The organism is Pantoea sp. JV6 (assembly GCF_025910055.1).
Lineage (GTDB): Bacteria > Pseudomonadota > Gammaproteobacteria > Enterobacterales > Enterobacteriaceae > Pantoea > Pantoea agglomerans.
In genome coordinates this window covers 334,822-348,736 of sequence record NZ_JAPCIM010000012.1, presented here as the reverse complement: position 1 = coordinate 348,736, position 13,915 = coordinate 334,822, and the positions used below count along the sequence as shown (strand labels likewise).

Below are 13,915 nucleotides of genomic sequence, written 5' to 3'. Positions count from 1 at the left end.
GATTAGCTGCGGCGCGCGTCCGGACGGACTAAATCAAAACGTTGCGCTTCGCTGATGCCGTAATAGGCGCTGGGGCCGCCCGCGCGCAGAATCGGCTCGGCTTTAGCGGTCTGATAAATGCCCTCTTCCAGCAGCGATTCATCGATGTGAATCGCCACCGCTTCCCCCAGCACCAGCCAGCTGTCGATCAGATTGCCGCTGGCATTCTGCAGCTGAATCAGTTGCGTCAGGCGGCACTCGAAGTTGACCGGGCTCTCTGCCACCAGACTGGCGCTGACCTGTGAAGCCGCCAGCGGCGTTAAACCGGCAAAGGCGAACTCATCCTGATCGGCAGGCAGCGAGGCGGAACTTTCGTTCATCGCTTCCGCCAGCGGACGCGTCGCCAGGTTCCAGACAAACTCTTTGGTCTCAGCAATATTTCTCACGCTGTCTTTCCAGCCACTACTGGCGAAACCGATAATCGGTGGATGATAGTTGAAACAGTTAAAGAAGCTGTAAGGTGCCAGATTGTGCTGGCCGCTGCTGCTCACTGAGCTAATCCAGCCGATCGGGCGCGGCCCGATAATGGCGTTCAGCGGATCGTGCGGCAGACCGTGACCAGCACGGGGTTGATAGGAATAGCGTTTCCGGGTCATAACTTCTCCAGCAGGGAATTTTATTTATCTTAGCCCGACAGCATCGCCCGACGGAATCAGAAAGAGGTAAGCGGATGGTGCGGGTTTATTTTCCGCCGCCTACAGCGTATTGTACGCGCGCCTGAATAATTGAGAGAACGTATGAAAAAGTCAGCCAGCACGTCGCCTTTCCACGCCCGCAATCGCCATCAGGGCGAATACGATTTTGCCGCGTTAACCGCTGCCCATCCGCCGCTGAAAGCCAAAGTCCGGCCCAATGGTTATGGCGTGCAGTCCGTGGATTTCGCGGACCCGGAGGCGGTGATGCTGCTGAACCAGGCGCTGATCAAACTATTTTACGACATCGACTGGCAGCTGGCTCCCGGCTCACTCTGCCCGCCCGTGCCGGGACGCGCCGATTATCTGCACTACCTTGCCGATCTGCTGGCGCTGGATAACAACGGCGTAATCCCGACGGCGGACGTTCTGGATGTCGGCTGCGGTGCAAACTGCATCTATCCGCTGATTGGCGCGGCAGAATATGGCTGGCGCTTTACCGGCACCGAAGTCGATGAAGCCGCCATCAAAGCCGCTAACCGCATTGTTGCGGCCAATCCGCGTCTGACGCGCCAGATCCGTCTGCGTCGTCAGAAAAACAGCGATGCAGTGCTGGCTGGTGTGGTCAGTAAAACTGAATTTTTCAGTGCAGTGATGTGTAACCCGCCATTCCACGCCTCGGCAGAAGAGGCGGTATCGGGATCGCAGCGTAAGGTCCGCAATCTCGGACTGGATAAGAGTGCGCCGCTCAACTTTGGCGGCCAGCACAATGAGCTGTGGTATCCCGGTGGCGAAAAGGGCTTTATCGGCAAGATGATCGCCGAGAGCGTGGCGTTTGGTCGTCAGATCGGCTGGTTTACCTCGCTGGTGTCGCGCAAAGAGAACTTACCGGCGCTGGAAAAACAGCTGCAGGCGCTCGACGTGGCGGAGATGCGGGTGGTTAATATGGCGCAGGGTCAGAAGCAGAGTCGCTTCCTGGCGTGGAGTTTTATGCCTGCCGCCCAGCGCACTAAGCTGCTGAGTCGCCTGGGGAACTGAGGTGTTTTTCCCTGTCAGTAAACAGGGCGAATCTGACCGCAACGAATAAGCTCAACGCGCAGGGAGCGCGGTCAGAAGAGGAAAGCGTCCCGCGGCAGGGACAAAAACGCCGGGAGCGTTTTTGAACAACGCAAAGCGTTGGCCCGGCTACGGGCGCACCTCAGGGATGAGGTGCGTAATCGCGAGGGACGAGCATGTCAGGGATGACGGCTTTTGCGTCTTTCCGATCTGACCGTGTTCCCGGCGCAGGTACGGTCTTACAGCGGACCGGGCGAACGTTGTCAACAACCTTAAAGGGCCGCTTAGCGGCCCGTTTTGATCAGGAGACGTGCTGCAGGAATTCGCGCAGACGCTCGCTGGGTGGGTTGCTGATCAAGCTGTCGGGATCGCCATCTTCCGCAATCCGCCCTTTATCGATAAAGATCAGCCGTGAAGCCACCTTCTGTGCGAAGCCCACTTCGTGCGTCACAATCACCATCGTCATGCCTTCTTCCGCCAGATCCTGCATCACCTTCAGCACTTCGTGACGCAGTTCCGGGTCGAGCGCTGAGGTTGGCTCATCAAACAGCATCATTTTCGGCTTAACTGCCAGCGCACGGGCAATCGCCACGCGCTGCTGCTGGCCGCCGGAAAGCTCAGACGGGAAGTGGTGCGCGCGTTCGGCGAGGCCCACTTTGCCCAGCAGCTCACGCGCCAGCTGGCGTGCCGCCTCTTTGCTGGCACCGCGCACCCGGATAGGACCAAAGGCGACGTTATCCAGCGCACTCATCTGTGGGAACAGATGAAACTGCTGAAACACCATGCCTGCTTCCTGACGAATCAGGCGGTCGTCCACTTTCGGGTCATTGACGCGCAGGCCATCGACAATCAGTTCGCCGCTGGTGATCTCTTCCAGCTTGTTAATGCAGCGCAGCAGGGTTGATTTACCGGAACCGGATGGGCCGATAATCACCACCACTTCGCCCTGGTTAATCTTCAGGTCAATATTGTGCAGCACCTGGGTCTGGCCAAAATGCTTGGAGACATCTTTAAATTCAATCACAGGATTTTCACCCTTTTCTCAATGCGGCGCAGCACAAAGCTCAACACCAGCGTAATAACCAGATAGATAATCGCGACGGCGCTCCAGATTTCCAGCGCGCGGAAGTTACCGGCAATAATCTCCTGACCCTGACGAGTCAGTTCAGCCACACCAATAACGATAAACAGCGAAGTATCTTTGATGCTGACAATCCACTGGTTGCCCAGCGGTGGCAGCATACGGCGCAGCGCCAGCGGCATAATCACGTAGCGCAGCGTCTCGCGGCTCGACAGGCCAAGCGCCAGTCCGGCTTCGCGGAAGCCCTTGTTGATCGACAGCACGGCACCACGAGTAATCTCGGCAATGTAAGCGCCGGAGTTAATCATGATGGTTACCACCGCCGCGCTGAAGGGATCAATACGCAGGTCGGGGAACGCCATCGGCAAAGCAAAATAGATAAACATCACCTGCACCACGATAGGGGTGCCGCGAATGATTTCGATAAACACCAGTGCGATGTTATTGGTGATCCAGCCACCGTAAGCGCGGGCAAAGCCCGCTACCAGGCCGATGAAGAGGCCGCCAATCAGTCCAATAATTGAGATAATTAAGGTCAGTTTAGCGCCTTCAAGCAGCGCCGGCATGGCGGGCCAGATGACGCTCCAGTCAAACTCCATGGTGTCACTCCAGATATGTTGCGATGGAAAAAAGCAGGGAAAAGGTTTCCCTGCTGAAATCAGATAACGGGCAAATTATTATTTAGGTTCGGTGCCGAACCATTTTTTATAGAGCGTGTTGTAAGTGCCGTTCTCTTTCAGGGTTTTGAGTGCGCCGTTGACTTTTTCACGTAAATCGTCGCTGCCTTTCGGGAAGGCGATACCATACTGCTGCGCTTCAATTGAATCGCCTACCGCTTTAAAGCGGCCTTTACCGGCGGTATGGATGAAGTAAAGGATGTTTGGCGTGTCATGCAGCACGGCGTCCGCACGGTTGGTGCCCAGCTCCATATAGGCGCTATCGATATTCGGGAACTGACGCAGATCTTTGGATTTGATGTTGGCTTTCGCGTATTCCACGGAGCCGGTGCCGCTTTTCACTGCGACCACTTTACCGTTCAGATCGCTGATGCCTTTGATGTCGTTTTCATTGTTACGCACCATCACCTGCAGACCGCTTTTGTAATAGCCGTCAGAGAACTCAATCGCTTTTTTACGTTCTTCGGTAATGGTGATACCCGCCAGTGCCAGATCGACATTGCGCGTTTGCAGTGCAGGGATAATGCCGCTGAAGTCCATTGGCTTCAGGGTGTAATCGAGCTTCAGCTCTTTCGCAATGGCATCCCACAGATCCACATCGAAGCCGACATATTTATCACCCTGTTTAAATTCAAACGGAACAAAGGCGGTATCCGTGGCGACGACCAGCTTCTTGTCTGCTGCAGTGGAAGAGAGAGAGAAGGCCAGCGCCAGCGCGGCCACAGAAACTTTTAACAGTGACTTCATCATTTTTCCTTTTTTTACTACCAGGCGGCAGGGCCTGCGTTTGCGGCTTGTCATATGAAAGAATTATGCCAACTTTGCAAAATCCGCGAAATCAGAGAGTTAAATAACATAGCTGACACGATTTTGCAGTTAATTCTGCCTTTGCACCAGTTTGGTGCTCAGTTTTGGTGCAGGTGGCTGTTTTGGTGCAAGCGGTAGTGTGCCTCAGATGTTAAGGCTGTGAAGCGAAGGAGGGAAGAACTGTTAACAGGGTCATAAAAATGCGGTAACACAGACGTAAAAAAGGCGGGTTTCCCCGCCTGACAGACTGCATTGAGTCTTATTCGATGTTCGCTTCGATAAACCACAGGAATTTATCAAGGTCACGTGATGCCGCAGTGAAGATGTCAGCGGTATCTTCGTCTTTCACTTCAGTGATTGCTTTACGGGTGTCATTCGCGACAACGCTGTAACGGTCTGCCAGCGCTTTCAGATGACCCTGAACGCTGTGAATATTCAGCGGATAGCTCTTCAGCGGAGTCGTATCGTTAACGACCTGCGTGGTGCCCAGCGCCACGCCACCCAGCTGAACCACACGCTCGGCAATAGTATCCTGATGATCGGTAATCGCGGTGCGGAAGCCGTCCAGCATCTCATGCACACCGATAAAATTAGCACCGCGCATGTTCCAGTGCGCCTGCTTAGTGATCAATGACAGGTCAATAAACTCGACTACCAGACGGTTTAACACCGCGATGGTGGCTTTTTTATCGTCTTCGGCCACATCATTGCGGGTATAAATCAGGTCAGAAGATTTAGTTTTAACAAATTTAGCGGTACTCATCGTTTCAGTCCTCTCTTTGATGGTTGTCCTAATCAAGTACCGGATAAGTATAGCAGCGCTTTTCAGCTTTGCAGAAACGACTTTGTCGATGGATGAAATAGCGTGCGTCTTTAGTCAGAGCAGGGCTGGGCTAAGAAGGTTAATGCCATGTTAAAATATAAAATTAAATAAATAGATAATTAAATCATTAGGTTATTCTATTATGTAAATAACTGGTAAGTGTCTGTTTCAAAATAGACAACGCAGGAAGGAGCGAAGATTAGGAATAATTCTCATGATGAGCATGATTATTATTTAGCCCCGCCAGCAGGCGGGGCGGATAGCGTTTATTTTTGGATATCGTCTGATAATTCAACGCTGTTTAACTGACTCTTTTTCGGCCGCATGGTCAGCGTTGAACCTGCCGAGGCGATGATGATCGCCAGCAGCGCCAGCCACTGAAGCCCGGTCAGGGTTTCCCCCAGAAACAGCATGCCGGAAAAGGCAGCCATGGCGGGTTCCAGACTCATCAGCGTGCCGAAGATGCGCGCCGGTAAGCGGGTGAGGGCGATCATCTCCAGCGAATAGGGGATGGCGCTGGAGAGCAGGGCAACCAGCAACGCGATCGGCATAACGGCCCATGTCCAGATGCCACTTTCTGCGAACGTCAGCCCCAGCGGTACAAAAATCACTGAGGCAATCAGCGACCCGATAGCCACTGTCGCCGGGCCATGTTCTGCGCCTGCCCGCTGTCCCGCCAGGATATAGATCGCCCAGCAGGCGCCTGCACTCACCGCCAGCGCAGCGCCCAGCGGATCAATCGCAGTCATGCCTGTGCCAAAAGGCAGCAGGAACCACAGACCAATCACGGCCAGCAGCACCCAGACAAAATCCAGTGGCCGGCGCGATCCGAATAGCGCCAGCGCCAGTGGGCCGGTAAATTCCAGTCCCACCGCCACACCCAGCGGCACGGTACGAATCGCCAGATAAAACGTGAAATTCATTGTGCCCAGCGCCAGTCCATACATCAGGAGTGGCAGACGTTGCTCCCGGCTAAAGCGTAAACGCCAGGGTTTGAAGATAATACAGAGTATCAGGGTGCCAAAGCCCAGACGCAGCGCGGTGATGCCGGTAGCGCCAACGGCAGGAAACAGGCTTTTCGCCAGCGAAGCGCCGCCCTGAAGCGACAGCATCGCAATCAGCAGCACGGCAATCGGCATCACTATCGGGGCAAGGTTTTTAGAAGCGGGAGAGGCAGACATCCTGTGTACTTTTCCTGGTCATCAACGTAATGAGTCAGCCAGTGTAAAGGAAATAGCAGGCAAAAAATCACGGAATGGGGTTTTAAATTTCTCTCAACTGAGCGATTTTTGGCCAGAATCAGGGCCATTTAGGTAAAGAAATGTCAGGTTTTTTTAGGATTTAACTTAAAGAACGAAATGAGCACAAAATGATTATTGCAGAAAGATGACGGATTTTATAAGAAAAATGAATGACATAGGTTGTCGCATTAACTTCCTGTTACACCAAACATTCTGTTAGACAACAAAATCCGGGCAGAGTTTCTCGCTATTTTTTGTTATATTTTCAGCGTTGTCAGGAGAGAAGTATTTTCACATTTGAGGTGGTTATGAAAAAAATTGCATGTCTTTCAGCATTAGCCTGTGTACTGGCAGTATCTGCAGGTTCAGCAATGGCACAGAGCACCGTAACTGGTGGCTATGCTCAGAGCGACTATCAGGGCGTAGCTAACAAAGCTAACGGCTTCAACCTGAAATACCGCTACGAAGACGGTTCTAACCCACTGGGTTGGATCGGTTCATTCACCTACACAGAAAAAGATAACACCGATTCTGGCATTTATAACAAAGGTCAGTACTACGGTGTGACCGGTGGTCCTGCTTTCCGTCTGAACGACTGGGCAAGCATCTACGGTGTTGTGGGTATCGGCTACGGTAAATTCCAGCAGAACGATACTTCATCACGCGATAAAACTGATTCAAGCGACGTAGGTTTCTCTTACGGCGCAGGTCTGCAGTTTAACCCAGTTCAGGACTTCGCAGTTGACGTTGGTTACGAGCAGAGCCGTATCCGTAACGTTGACGTTGGCACCTGGATTGCTGGCGTAGGTTACAGCTTCTAAGTTTAGCTTAGCTGACCTGCAAAAAAGCGGCCCCTTGTGGGCCGTTTTTTATTGTGCTGATTTACTCACCCTTCTCTCGTATCTGCACGTTTCCCGACTTTTCCGGATCGCTGTAGCCGATCAGCAGCCATGCTGGTTGAAGCCGCAGGTCATATTGATTCGATGGGGAAACAGGAAAAAAAGAGAGCAGAAAGGGAGAGTGCGCCTCTCAGCCAGCGGCTGAAAGGCATAGAATCAGGATTAGCCGCGCCAGATCAGATTCTGACAGCGACGATCGTCAGACTTATGGCCCAGCAGTTTTTCCAGCAACATCAGACGCAGTGTGAACGGTGAACGCGTCAGCAGGCACAGCCAGGATTTCATCTCCGTGGTTGTTTTCTTCTCAGCCTGGAAGCATTTACTGCAATCTAAGCAACATTTCAGGGTGCTCATAGAATCACCTCCCAATCATTGTCGACGCGGTAGTCAGCAGCCTGCGGTGAGAGGCGTCATCATCACCGGAGCAACAGAGGATCAACTGGGATCGCTCTTTTGCTGCTTACATTATCGTCAAATATAGCACTGGCTATATCCTTTAGCCAAGGCTAATGACGAAAAATTTGAGCTTCTTTGCGGCTGGTTTACAATGAGCGCAGCTAAATCCGTACAGCAGTGACAGTACGGGAAAAAATAATGAGGAAGCTGAATGAGTCGTCGTGCTAAAAGCGTGGTTTCTGCGCCAAAAGGACCACTGAAAGATATTGAAGAGCATGTCGAAGGTTTTCGGCAGGTGCGTGAAGCGCATCGTCGGGAATTAATTGATGACTACGTTGAGTTAATCTCTGATTTGATTGGTGAATTTGGCGAAGCGCGTCAGGTTGATATGGCGGCCCGCCTGGGCGTTTCACAACCTACCGTAGCGAAAATGCTGAAGCGGCTTGGCAGTGCCGGGCTGGTTGAACAGGTGCCTTACCGCGGTGTCTTTCTGACCGGTGAAGGGGAGAAACTGGCAGAGGAGAGTCGCGCCCGTCATCACATTGTTGAAAGTTTTCTGCTGGCGTTAGGCATCAGTCCCGAAACTGCCCGACGTGATTCAGAAGGTATTGAGCATCACGTCAGTGATGAAACGCTGGCCGTATTTAAGAAATTCTCCGAAACCCGCTAACGCTAAGGCGTACCTTCATCATGCCTCAACTGCTTCGATCTTTTTTGCATGACTCTGTTTTGCATTTATTAATCGTCATTGGTGTAGTTCTGGCATTTCTGGCGGATTTTCGCTGGGCCGATCTGCCCGGTGCCGTAGACTGGCATACCATTATTACGCTCACCGGGTTGTTGATCCTGACCAAAGGGCTGGAAACCAGTGGCTACTTTGACGTGCTGGGGGGACGACTGATTGCGCGTTTCCGGCACGAACGTGCGCTGGCGCTGTTTATGGTGCTGGCTGCCGCGTTGCTCTCTACGTTTCTGACCAATGATGTGGCGCTGTTTATTCTGGTGCCGCTGACGCTGACGCTGCGAAAGTTCTCTCACTTACCCATCTCGCGACTAATCATCTTCGAGGCGCTGGCGGTCAACGCCGGATCCCTGCTGACGCCGGTCGGCAACCCGCAAAACATTCTGCTGTGGAGCCACGGCAAACTAAGCGTTGTCGCGTTTATTGTGCAGATGCTGCCGCTGGCCGCCTGGTTGCTGCTTAGCCTGATGGTATTAACTTGGTTCAGCTTTTCAAAGCGCTCGATTGATAAGCATGACAACCCGGAACAGCCGCAGTGGCAGAAGCCGCTGTTTATTGTCAGCGTAGTGCTATACCTGCTGTTTATCGCCGGACTGGAGCTGGAAATCACCGGTTGGGTCCTGCTGCTGATTCTTGCCACGTTCCTGGTGATGGCACGTCCGGTGCTGCTGCGCATCGACTGGAGCCTGCTGGCGGTGTTTATCGCCATGTTTATTGACGTCTTCCTGATGACGCGTCTGCCGGTGATGCAGGCTCACTTTGATGCGGTTTCTCATTTCGGTCAGGGGCAGCTCTACCTGCTGGCGATTGGTCTGTCACAGGTGATCAGCAACGTTCCGGCGACGATTCTGCTGCTGCAAAAAGTCCCGCCTGGCGATGTGCTGGCCTGGGCGGTCAATATTGGCGGATTCGGCCTGCTGCCGGGTTCGCTCGCTAACCTGATTGCCCTGCGTATGGCGAAAGATCGGGCCGTCTGGTGGCATTTCCATCTCTTTTCTCTCCCTCTGCTTGCCTGGTCGATGGCCAGCGGTTGGCTGCTGTTGCGGCTGCTTAATTAGGCCCGACGCATCCTGCTACCCGCCACAGGTGGCAGGATGTGCGCCATTTCTCAAGTTTCGTAAAGTTGCGCTGGATTTTGTCAGTTTCCGATATAAGGTTAACAGGACCTTTATGCCCGGGAATTAGGGCCTTAGCCAGTGATGGGAACTATGAGCGAGAATAACCAACGCGATCCACACCAGCAGGACGCAGAAAATGCGACGGATAAAAACCGTCAGTCAGAGGAAAATCAGGACAACGACCAGCAGCCTGAGCGTAAACGCCCCGGTAAAAAGCCGCTGATTATTCTGGCGGTAGTGGTGGTGATTATGCTGATTGTCGGCTTCTGGTTCTGGTTCACTACCCGCAATATTGAAACTACCGACGACGCCTTTACCGAAGGCGATGCCGTTACCATTGCGCCTAAAGCCTCCGGCTATGTCGTGAAGCTGCTGGTGAAAGATAACCAGCGGGTGAAGAAGGGCGATCTGCTGGTGGAGATCGATCCCAGCGACAATCGTGCCCAGCGTGAACAGGCTAATGCGCAGCTCGGTTTAGCTGTCGCACAGCTGCATCAGGCGCAGGCTCAGCTGGCGCTGTCAAAGGTACAGTATCCGGCACAGCGCGATCAGGCGCTGGCGGATCAGGCGAAAGCCGAAGCGAATCTGCTTAATGCGCAGGCGGATTATCGTCGCCAGCGCGGCGTCGATCCGCGTGCGACCAGTCAGCGTAATATCGACAGCGCGTCCGCGCAGTTACGTTCGGCGCAGGCGCAGTTACAAAGCGCGAAAGCACAGGTTGAAGTGGCGTCACAGGTTGCTCTGCAGATTCGCCAGCAGGAGACCAATGTTGAAGCGCGTCAGCAACAGGTTGAGCAGGCGAAGGCGCAGTTAAGCACGGCCGATCTTAATCTCTCCTATACCCAGGTTCGCGCGCCCTATGACGGGTTTGTCACCAAGCGTAACGTTCAGCTGGGCACACTGGTGCAGGCGGGATCGTCGCTGTTTTCGCTGGTCTCGCCTGAGATCTGGGTCACCGCTAACTTCAAAGAGTCTCAGCTGCAACACATGAATCCTGGCGACAAAGTTGAAATCAGCGTCGATGCCTGGCCGGATATGAAGCTGGAAGGGCATGTTGACAGTATTCAGATGGGCTCTGGTTCACGCTTCTCGACTTTCCCGTCAGAAAACGCCACCGGTAACTATGTGAAAATCGTTCAGCGCGTGCCGGTGAAAATCGTCATCGACAAGGGCCTTGATCCGAACCATCCTCTGCCGCTGGGTCTCTCTGTTGAACCGAAGGTAACGGTGGAATGAGTACGGCGCAGAGCTGGAAACCCGCCAGTAATCCGTGGTTAGTGGCGATCACGGTCACGCTGGCGGTGTTTATGGAGATCCTCGACACCACCATTGTTAACGTGGCGCTGCCGCATATCGCCGGTTCGCTCTCCTCCAGTTACGATGAGTCAACCTGGGTGCTGACCTCTTATCTGGTGGCGAACGGCATTGTGCTGCCTATCTCTGCGTTCTTCAGCCGACTGTTTGGCCGTAAACAGTTTTTCCTGATCTGCATCGTGATGTTTACCATCTGCTCCTTCCTGTGCGGCATCGCTACCGAACTGTGGCAAATCATTCTGTTCCGCGTGCTGCAGGGCTTTTTTGGTGGCGGATTGCAGCCGGTTCAGCAGTCTGTGCTGCTGGACTACTTTAAGGCGGAAGATCGCGGCAAGGCATTTGGGCTCTCCTCTATTGCCATTATTGTCGCGCCGGTGATTGGCCCGACATTAGGTGGCTGGATTACCGACAACTACAGCTGGCGCTGGGTGTTCTTTATCAACATTCCGGTCGGCGTACTTACCGTGCTGGCGATCTATCAGCTGCTGGAAGATCCACCGTGGGAGCGTAAATGGGCCAAAGGTAAGCTGAAGATCGACTATATCGGCATCAGCCTGATTACCTTAGGACTGGGTTGTCTGCAGGTGATGCTGGATCGCGGAGAGGATGAGGACTGGTTTGCCTCGCACTTTATCGTGCTGTTCGCCATTCTGGCGCTGATTGGCATCGTCGGCGCCATTTACTGGCTGATGTATGCCCGTAAGCCAGTGGTCGATATTCTGGTGATGAAAGACCGCAACTTCTGGGTCGCCGGGCTGTTGATGGCGGGGATGGCGATGATTCTGTATGGCAGCTCCGTAGTGCTGCCACAGCTGGCGCAGCAGGATCTGGGGTACACCGCCACCTGGTCAGGTCTGGTGCTGTCGCCTGGCGCGGTGCTGATTGTGCTGACCATACCGCTGGTGCTGAAACTGATGCCAATCGTTCAGACGCGCTACATCATTGCCTTTGGCTTTAGCTGTCTGGCCGTGGCGTTTCTCTACTCCGCCACCTTAACGCCCAACGTCGATTTCACCACGCTGGTGTTGATGCGCAGCGCACAGTCAATCGGGCTGGGTTTCCTGTTTGTCCCGCTGACGACTATCGCCTTTGTCACCATTCCGCAGCGGCTTAATGCTGACGCCTCGGCGCTGTTTACCATGTTCCGTAACGTTGCCGGATCGATTGGGATTTCACTCTCGACCGCTGCCATTACCGAGCGCGAACAGGTGCGGTCAGCGCACATGGTGCATAACATGACGCCGCTGAATGAGCCGTTCAACATTACGCTTCAGCACTGGGCGCAGGCGATACGCGACTTTACCTCGGCGGTGGGCGATCCCGTCACGCTGGCAACCGGTCAGCTCTATCAGGAGATGATTGCGCAGTCGCGTATCCTCGCTTACATCGATGTCTTCTCAGGCCTGAGTATTGTCGCCCTGATTTTGATTCCATTTTGTTGGCTGCTGTCGCCGATTAAGAGCGAAGGCAGTGCAGGAGCACACTAACATGAAGGTTTTTTACTCTCATCGCCTGAAACCCCTGAGTTTACTGCTGGCCCTCGGGCTGGCGGGCTGCGCCGTCGGACCTGACTATCAGGCGCCGAAACCTGCCGTGCCGGGTGGCTACAACACCCTGGATTCGCAGGAGGCGTCTAAGCCACAAAACGCCGCGATTAATTCACGCTGGTGGCGCAGCTTCAATGATCCGCAGCTCGACAGTCTGATTGAGCGCGCGATTGCGGGCAATCTGAGCCTGCAGCAGACGGTGCTGCGCATTGCCGGGGCACGTGAACAGCTGACGCAGGCGCAGGGCAGTCTGTTCCCCACCCTGGGCGGTTCAGCCAAAGTGACGCGTCAGCAGCTCGGACTGGAAGGCTTGCTTAAATCCAATGGCGCAACCGATCAGCTCGACAGCAACGTGGCCAGCCAGCTCAATGGATTGACCCAGCCGGTTAACCTCTATCAGGGCAGCTTCGATGCCAGCTGGGAGCTGGACCTGTGGGGCAAAGTGCGCCGTCAGGTTGAGGCAGCTAATGCCCAGCAGCAGGCAGCGATAGAACAGCGCAACGATGCGCTGGTCTCACTGGAGGCCGAAGTGGCGCGTGCCTGGCTGCAACTGCGCGGCGCGCAGAGCACGATTCAGACGCTGCAACAGCAGATTGAGGTGGCGCAGCAGACGACCGAGCTGACCCAAAGCCAGCAGCGTAATGGCCTGGCCCCGCTGACCGATGTGGAAAATGCGCGTGCCCAGCTCAGCACGCTGCAGGCGCAGCTGCCGCAGTATCAGTCGCAGGCACGGCAGGCGATGAATGGGTTAGCGGTGCTGCTCGGCAAGACACCGGGGGCGCTGGATGCTGAACTCAGTACGCCAAAAGCGTTACCCCCGCTGCCACAGTTTGTCCCGGTAGGCATTCCTTCTACGCTGGCACGTCGTCGTCCTGATATTCGTCAGGCTGAAGCGACGCTGCATGCACAAACCGCTGAGATTGGGGTTTCTGTCGCGCAGCTTTTCCCGAGCCTGTCACTGACCGGCCAGCTGGGCGTGCGCAACACCGATGTCAGCTATCTGGATAACTGGAGCAGCCATTTCTACAGTTATGGCCCGTCGTTATCGATTCCGATTTTCCAGGGCGGACAGCTGGTGTCGAGCGTGAAGTTAGCGCGGGCACAGCAGGCCAGTGCCGCGCTGGATTATCGCCAGACGGTGCTGACGGCGTTGCAGGATGTGGAGAATGCGCTGGTCAGCTATCGCGCCGATCAGCAGCGGGTCACCGCGCTGGATGAGACAACCGGTGCGCTTCAGCGCGCCTTTGATCTCGCCAGCGACAGTTATCGCCAGGGGCTCTCGACCTTCCTGGAGGTGCTGGATGCGCAGCGTCAGCTGGCTCAGGCAGAGGAGCAGGCGACACAGGCGCGGATGCAGAGTGCACTCGATTTAGTGGCGCTCTATAAAGCGCTGGGCGGCGGCTGGGAGACTTACCAGAACGTGGATATGCCGCAATATCCGGTATTTGGCCCGGCCACGCAGGCGAATTAGTCATCCGGCGGTAGCTGCCTCTGCGCAGTTACCGCTTTATCTCTCCTCCGGCAGCGTTAAACCGATGCTGCC

Annotated in this window: 14 protein-coding genes; 7 read left to right on the top strand and 7 right to left on the bottom strand. The window is 54.6% G+C overall.

What is annotated here, in order from left to right; all coding sequences use genetic code 11:
- Window positions 1-2 precede the first annotated feature (2 nt).
- Complete coding sequence (locus OK412_RS11905; RefSeq protein WP_264353199.1) at window positions 3-635, bottom strand: flavin reductase family protein; 633 nt, start codon at window positions 633-635, stop codon at window positions 3-5.
- Between the two features lie 141 nt (window positions 636-776).
- Here OK412_RS11905 and rlmF point away from each other — a divergent pair, with 141 nt between their 5' ends.
- Window positions 777-1,709: a 23S rRNA (adenine(1618)-N(6))-methyltransferase RlmF gene (gene rlmF, locus OK412_RS11900; protein ID WP_022625977.1), complete on the top strand. Its 933-nt coding sequence runs from the start codon at window positions 777-779 to the stop codon at window positions 1,707-1,709.
- Between the two features lie 319 nt (window positions 1,710-2,028).
- Here the strand turns inward: rlmF and glnQ are convergent, their stop codons facing one another.
- The 5 genes from glnQ to rhtA all read right to left on the bottom strand — a co-directional run bounded on the left by glnQ (window position 2,029) and on the right by rhtA (window position 6,296).
- Window positions 2,029-2,751 (bottom strand): glutamine ABC transporter ATP-binding protein GlnQ, encoded by a 723-nt coding sequence (gene glnQ / locus OK412_RS11895; protein ID WP_010254327.1) that lies wholly within the window; start codon window positions 2,749-2,751, stop codon window positions 2,029-2,031.
- Window positions 2,748-3,407 (bottom strand): glutamine ABC transporter permease GlnP, encoded by a 660-nt coding sequence (gene glnP, locus OK412_RS11890; RefSeq protein WP_010254329.1) that lies wholly within the window; start codon window positions 3,405-3,407, stop codon window positions 2,748-2,750. Before glnP ends, glnQ begins: the two co-directional genes overlap by 4 nt.
- 78 nt (window positions 3,408-3,485) lie before the next feature.
- A complete protein-coding gene (glnH, locus tag OK412_RS11885) occupies window positions 3,486-4,232 on the bottom strand; it encodes a glutamine ABC transporter substrate-binding protein GlnH (RefSeq protein WP_010254333.1) in 747 nt (248 codons plus the stop codon).
- A 319-nt stretch (window positions 4,233-4,551) separates the two neighbouring features.
- Window positions 4,552-5,055 carry a DNA starvation/stationary phase protection protein Dps gene (gene dps, locus OK412_RS11880; RefSeq protein WP_264353198.1) on the bottom strand — a complete coding sequence of 168 codons (504 nt, stop codon included), beginning with the start codon at window positions 5,053-5,055 and terminating at the stop codon, window positions 4,552-4,554.
- 326 nt (window positions 5,056-5,381) lie between these two features.
- Entirely contained in the window at window positions 5,382-6,296 is a 915-nt protein-coding gene (gene rhtA, locus OK412_RS11875) for a threonine/homoserine exporter RhtA (protein WP_010254339.1), read from the bottom strand.
- Between the two features lie 368 nt (window positions 6,297-6,664).
- On the opposite strand from rhtA, the gene ompX reads away from it, so the two are divergent.
- Window positions 6,665-7,177 (top strand): outer membrane protein OmpX, encoded by a 513-nt coding sequence (gene ompX / locus OK412_RS11870; RefSeq protein WP_010254344.1) that lies wholly within the window; start codon window positions 6,665-6,667, stop codon window positions 7,175-7,177.
- Window positions 7,178-7,417: 240 nt separating this feature from the next.
- On the opposite strand, the gene OK412_RS11865 is transcribed toward ompX, so the two are convergent.
- The gene (locus tag OK412_RS11865) at window positions 7,418-7,609 is read right to left on the bottom strand and encodes a hypothetical protein (RefSeq protein ID WP_029518943.1); all 192 of its coding nucleotides are present in this window, start codon (window positions 7,607-7,609) and stop codon (window positions 7,418-7,420) included.
- A 253-nt stretch (window positions 7,610-7,862) separates the two neighbouring features.
- On the opposite strand from OK412_RS11865, the gene mntR reads away from it, so the two are divergent.
- The 5 genes from mntR (at window position 7,863) to OK412_RS11840 (ending at window position 13,843) form a co-directional block, all read left to right on the top strand.
- On the top strand, window positions 7,863-8,321 hold the full coding sequence (gene mntR, locus OK412_RS11860) for a manganese-binding transcriptional regulator MntR (RefSeq protein WP_010254350.1): 459 nt from the start codon (window positions 7,863-7,865) through the stop codon (window positions 8,319-8,321).
- Between the two features lie 20 nt (window positions 8,322-8,341).
- A complete protein-coding gene (locus tag OK412_RS11855) occupies window positions 8,342-9,451 on the top strand; it encodes an SLC13 family permease (RefSeq protein ID WP_022625975.1) in 1,110 nt (369 codons plus the stop codon).
- Window positions 9,452-9,601: 150 nt separating this feature from the next.
- On the top strand, window positions 9,602-10,747 hold the full coding sequence (locus tag OK412_RS11850) for an HlyD family secretion protein (RefSeq protein WP_010254357.1): 1,146 nt from the start codon (window positions 9,602-9,604) through the stop codon (window positions 10,745-10,747).
- On the top strand, window positions 10,744-12,312 hold the full coding sequence (locus OK412_RS11845; RefSeq protein WP_010254360.1) for a DHA2 family efflux MFS transporter permease subunit: 1,569 nt from the start codon (window positions 10,744-10,746) through the stop codon (window positions 12,310-12,312). Before OK412_RS11850 ends, OK412_RS11845 begins: the two co-directional genes overlap by 4 nt.
- Window position 12,313: 1 nt before the next feature.
- Window positions 12,314-13,843 carry an efflux transporter outer membrane subunit gene (locus OK412_RS11840; RefSeq protein ID WP_010254363.1) on the top strand — a complete coding sequence of 510 codons (1,530 nt, stop codon included), beginning with the start codon at window positions 12,314-12,316 and terminating at the stop codon, window positions 13,841-13,843.
- The last annotated feature ends 72 nt before the right edge of the window (window positions 13,844-13,915 follow it).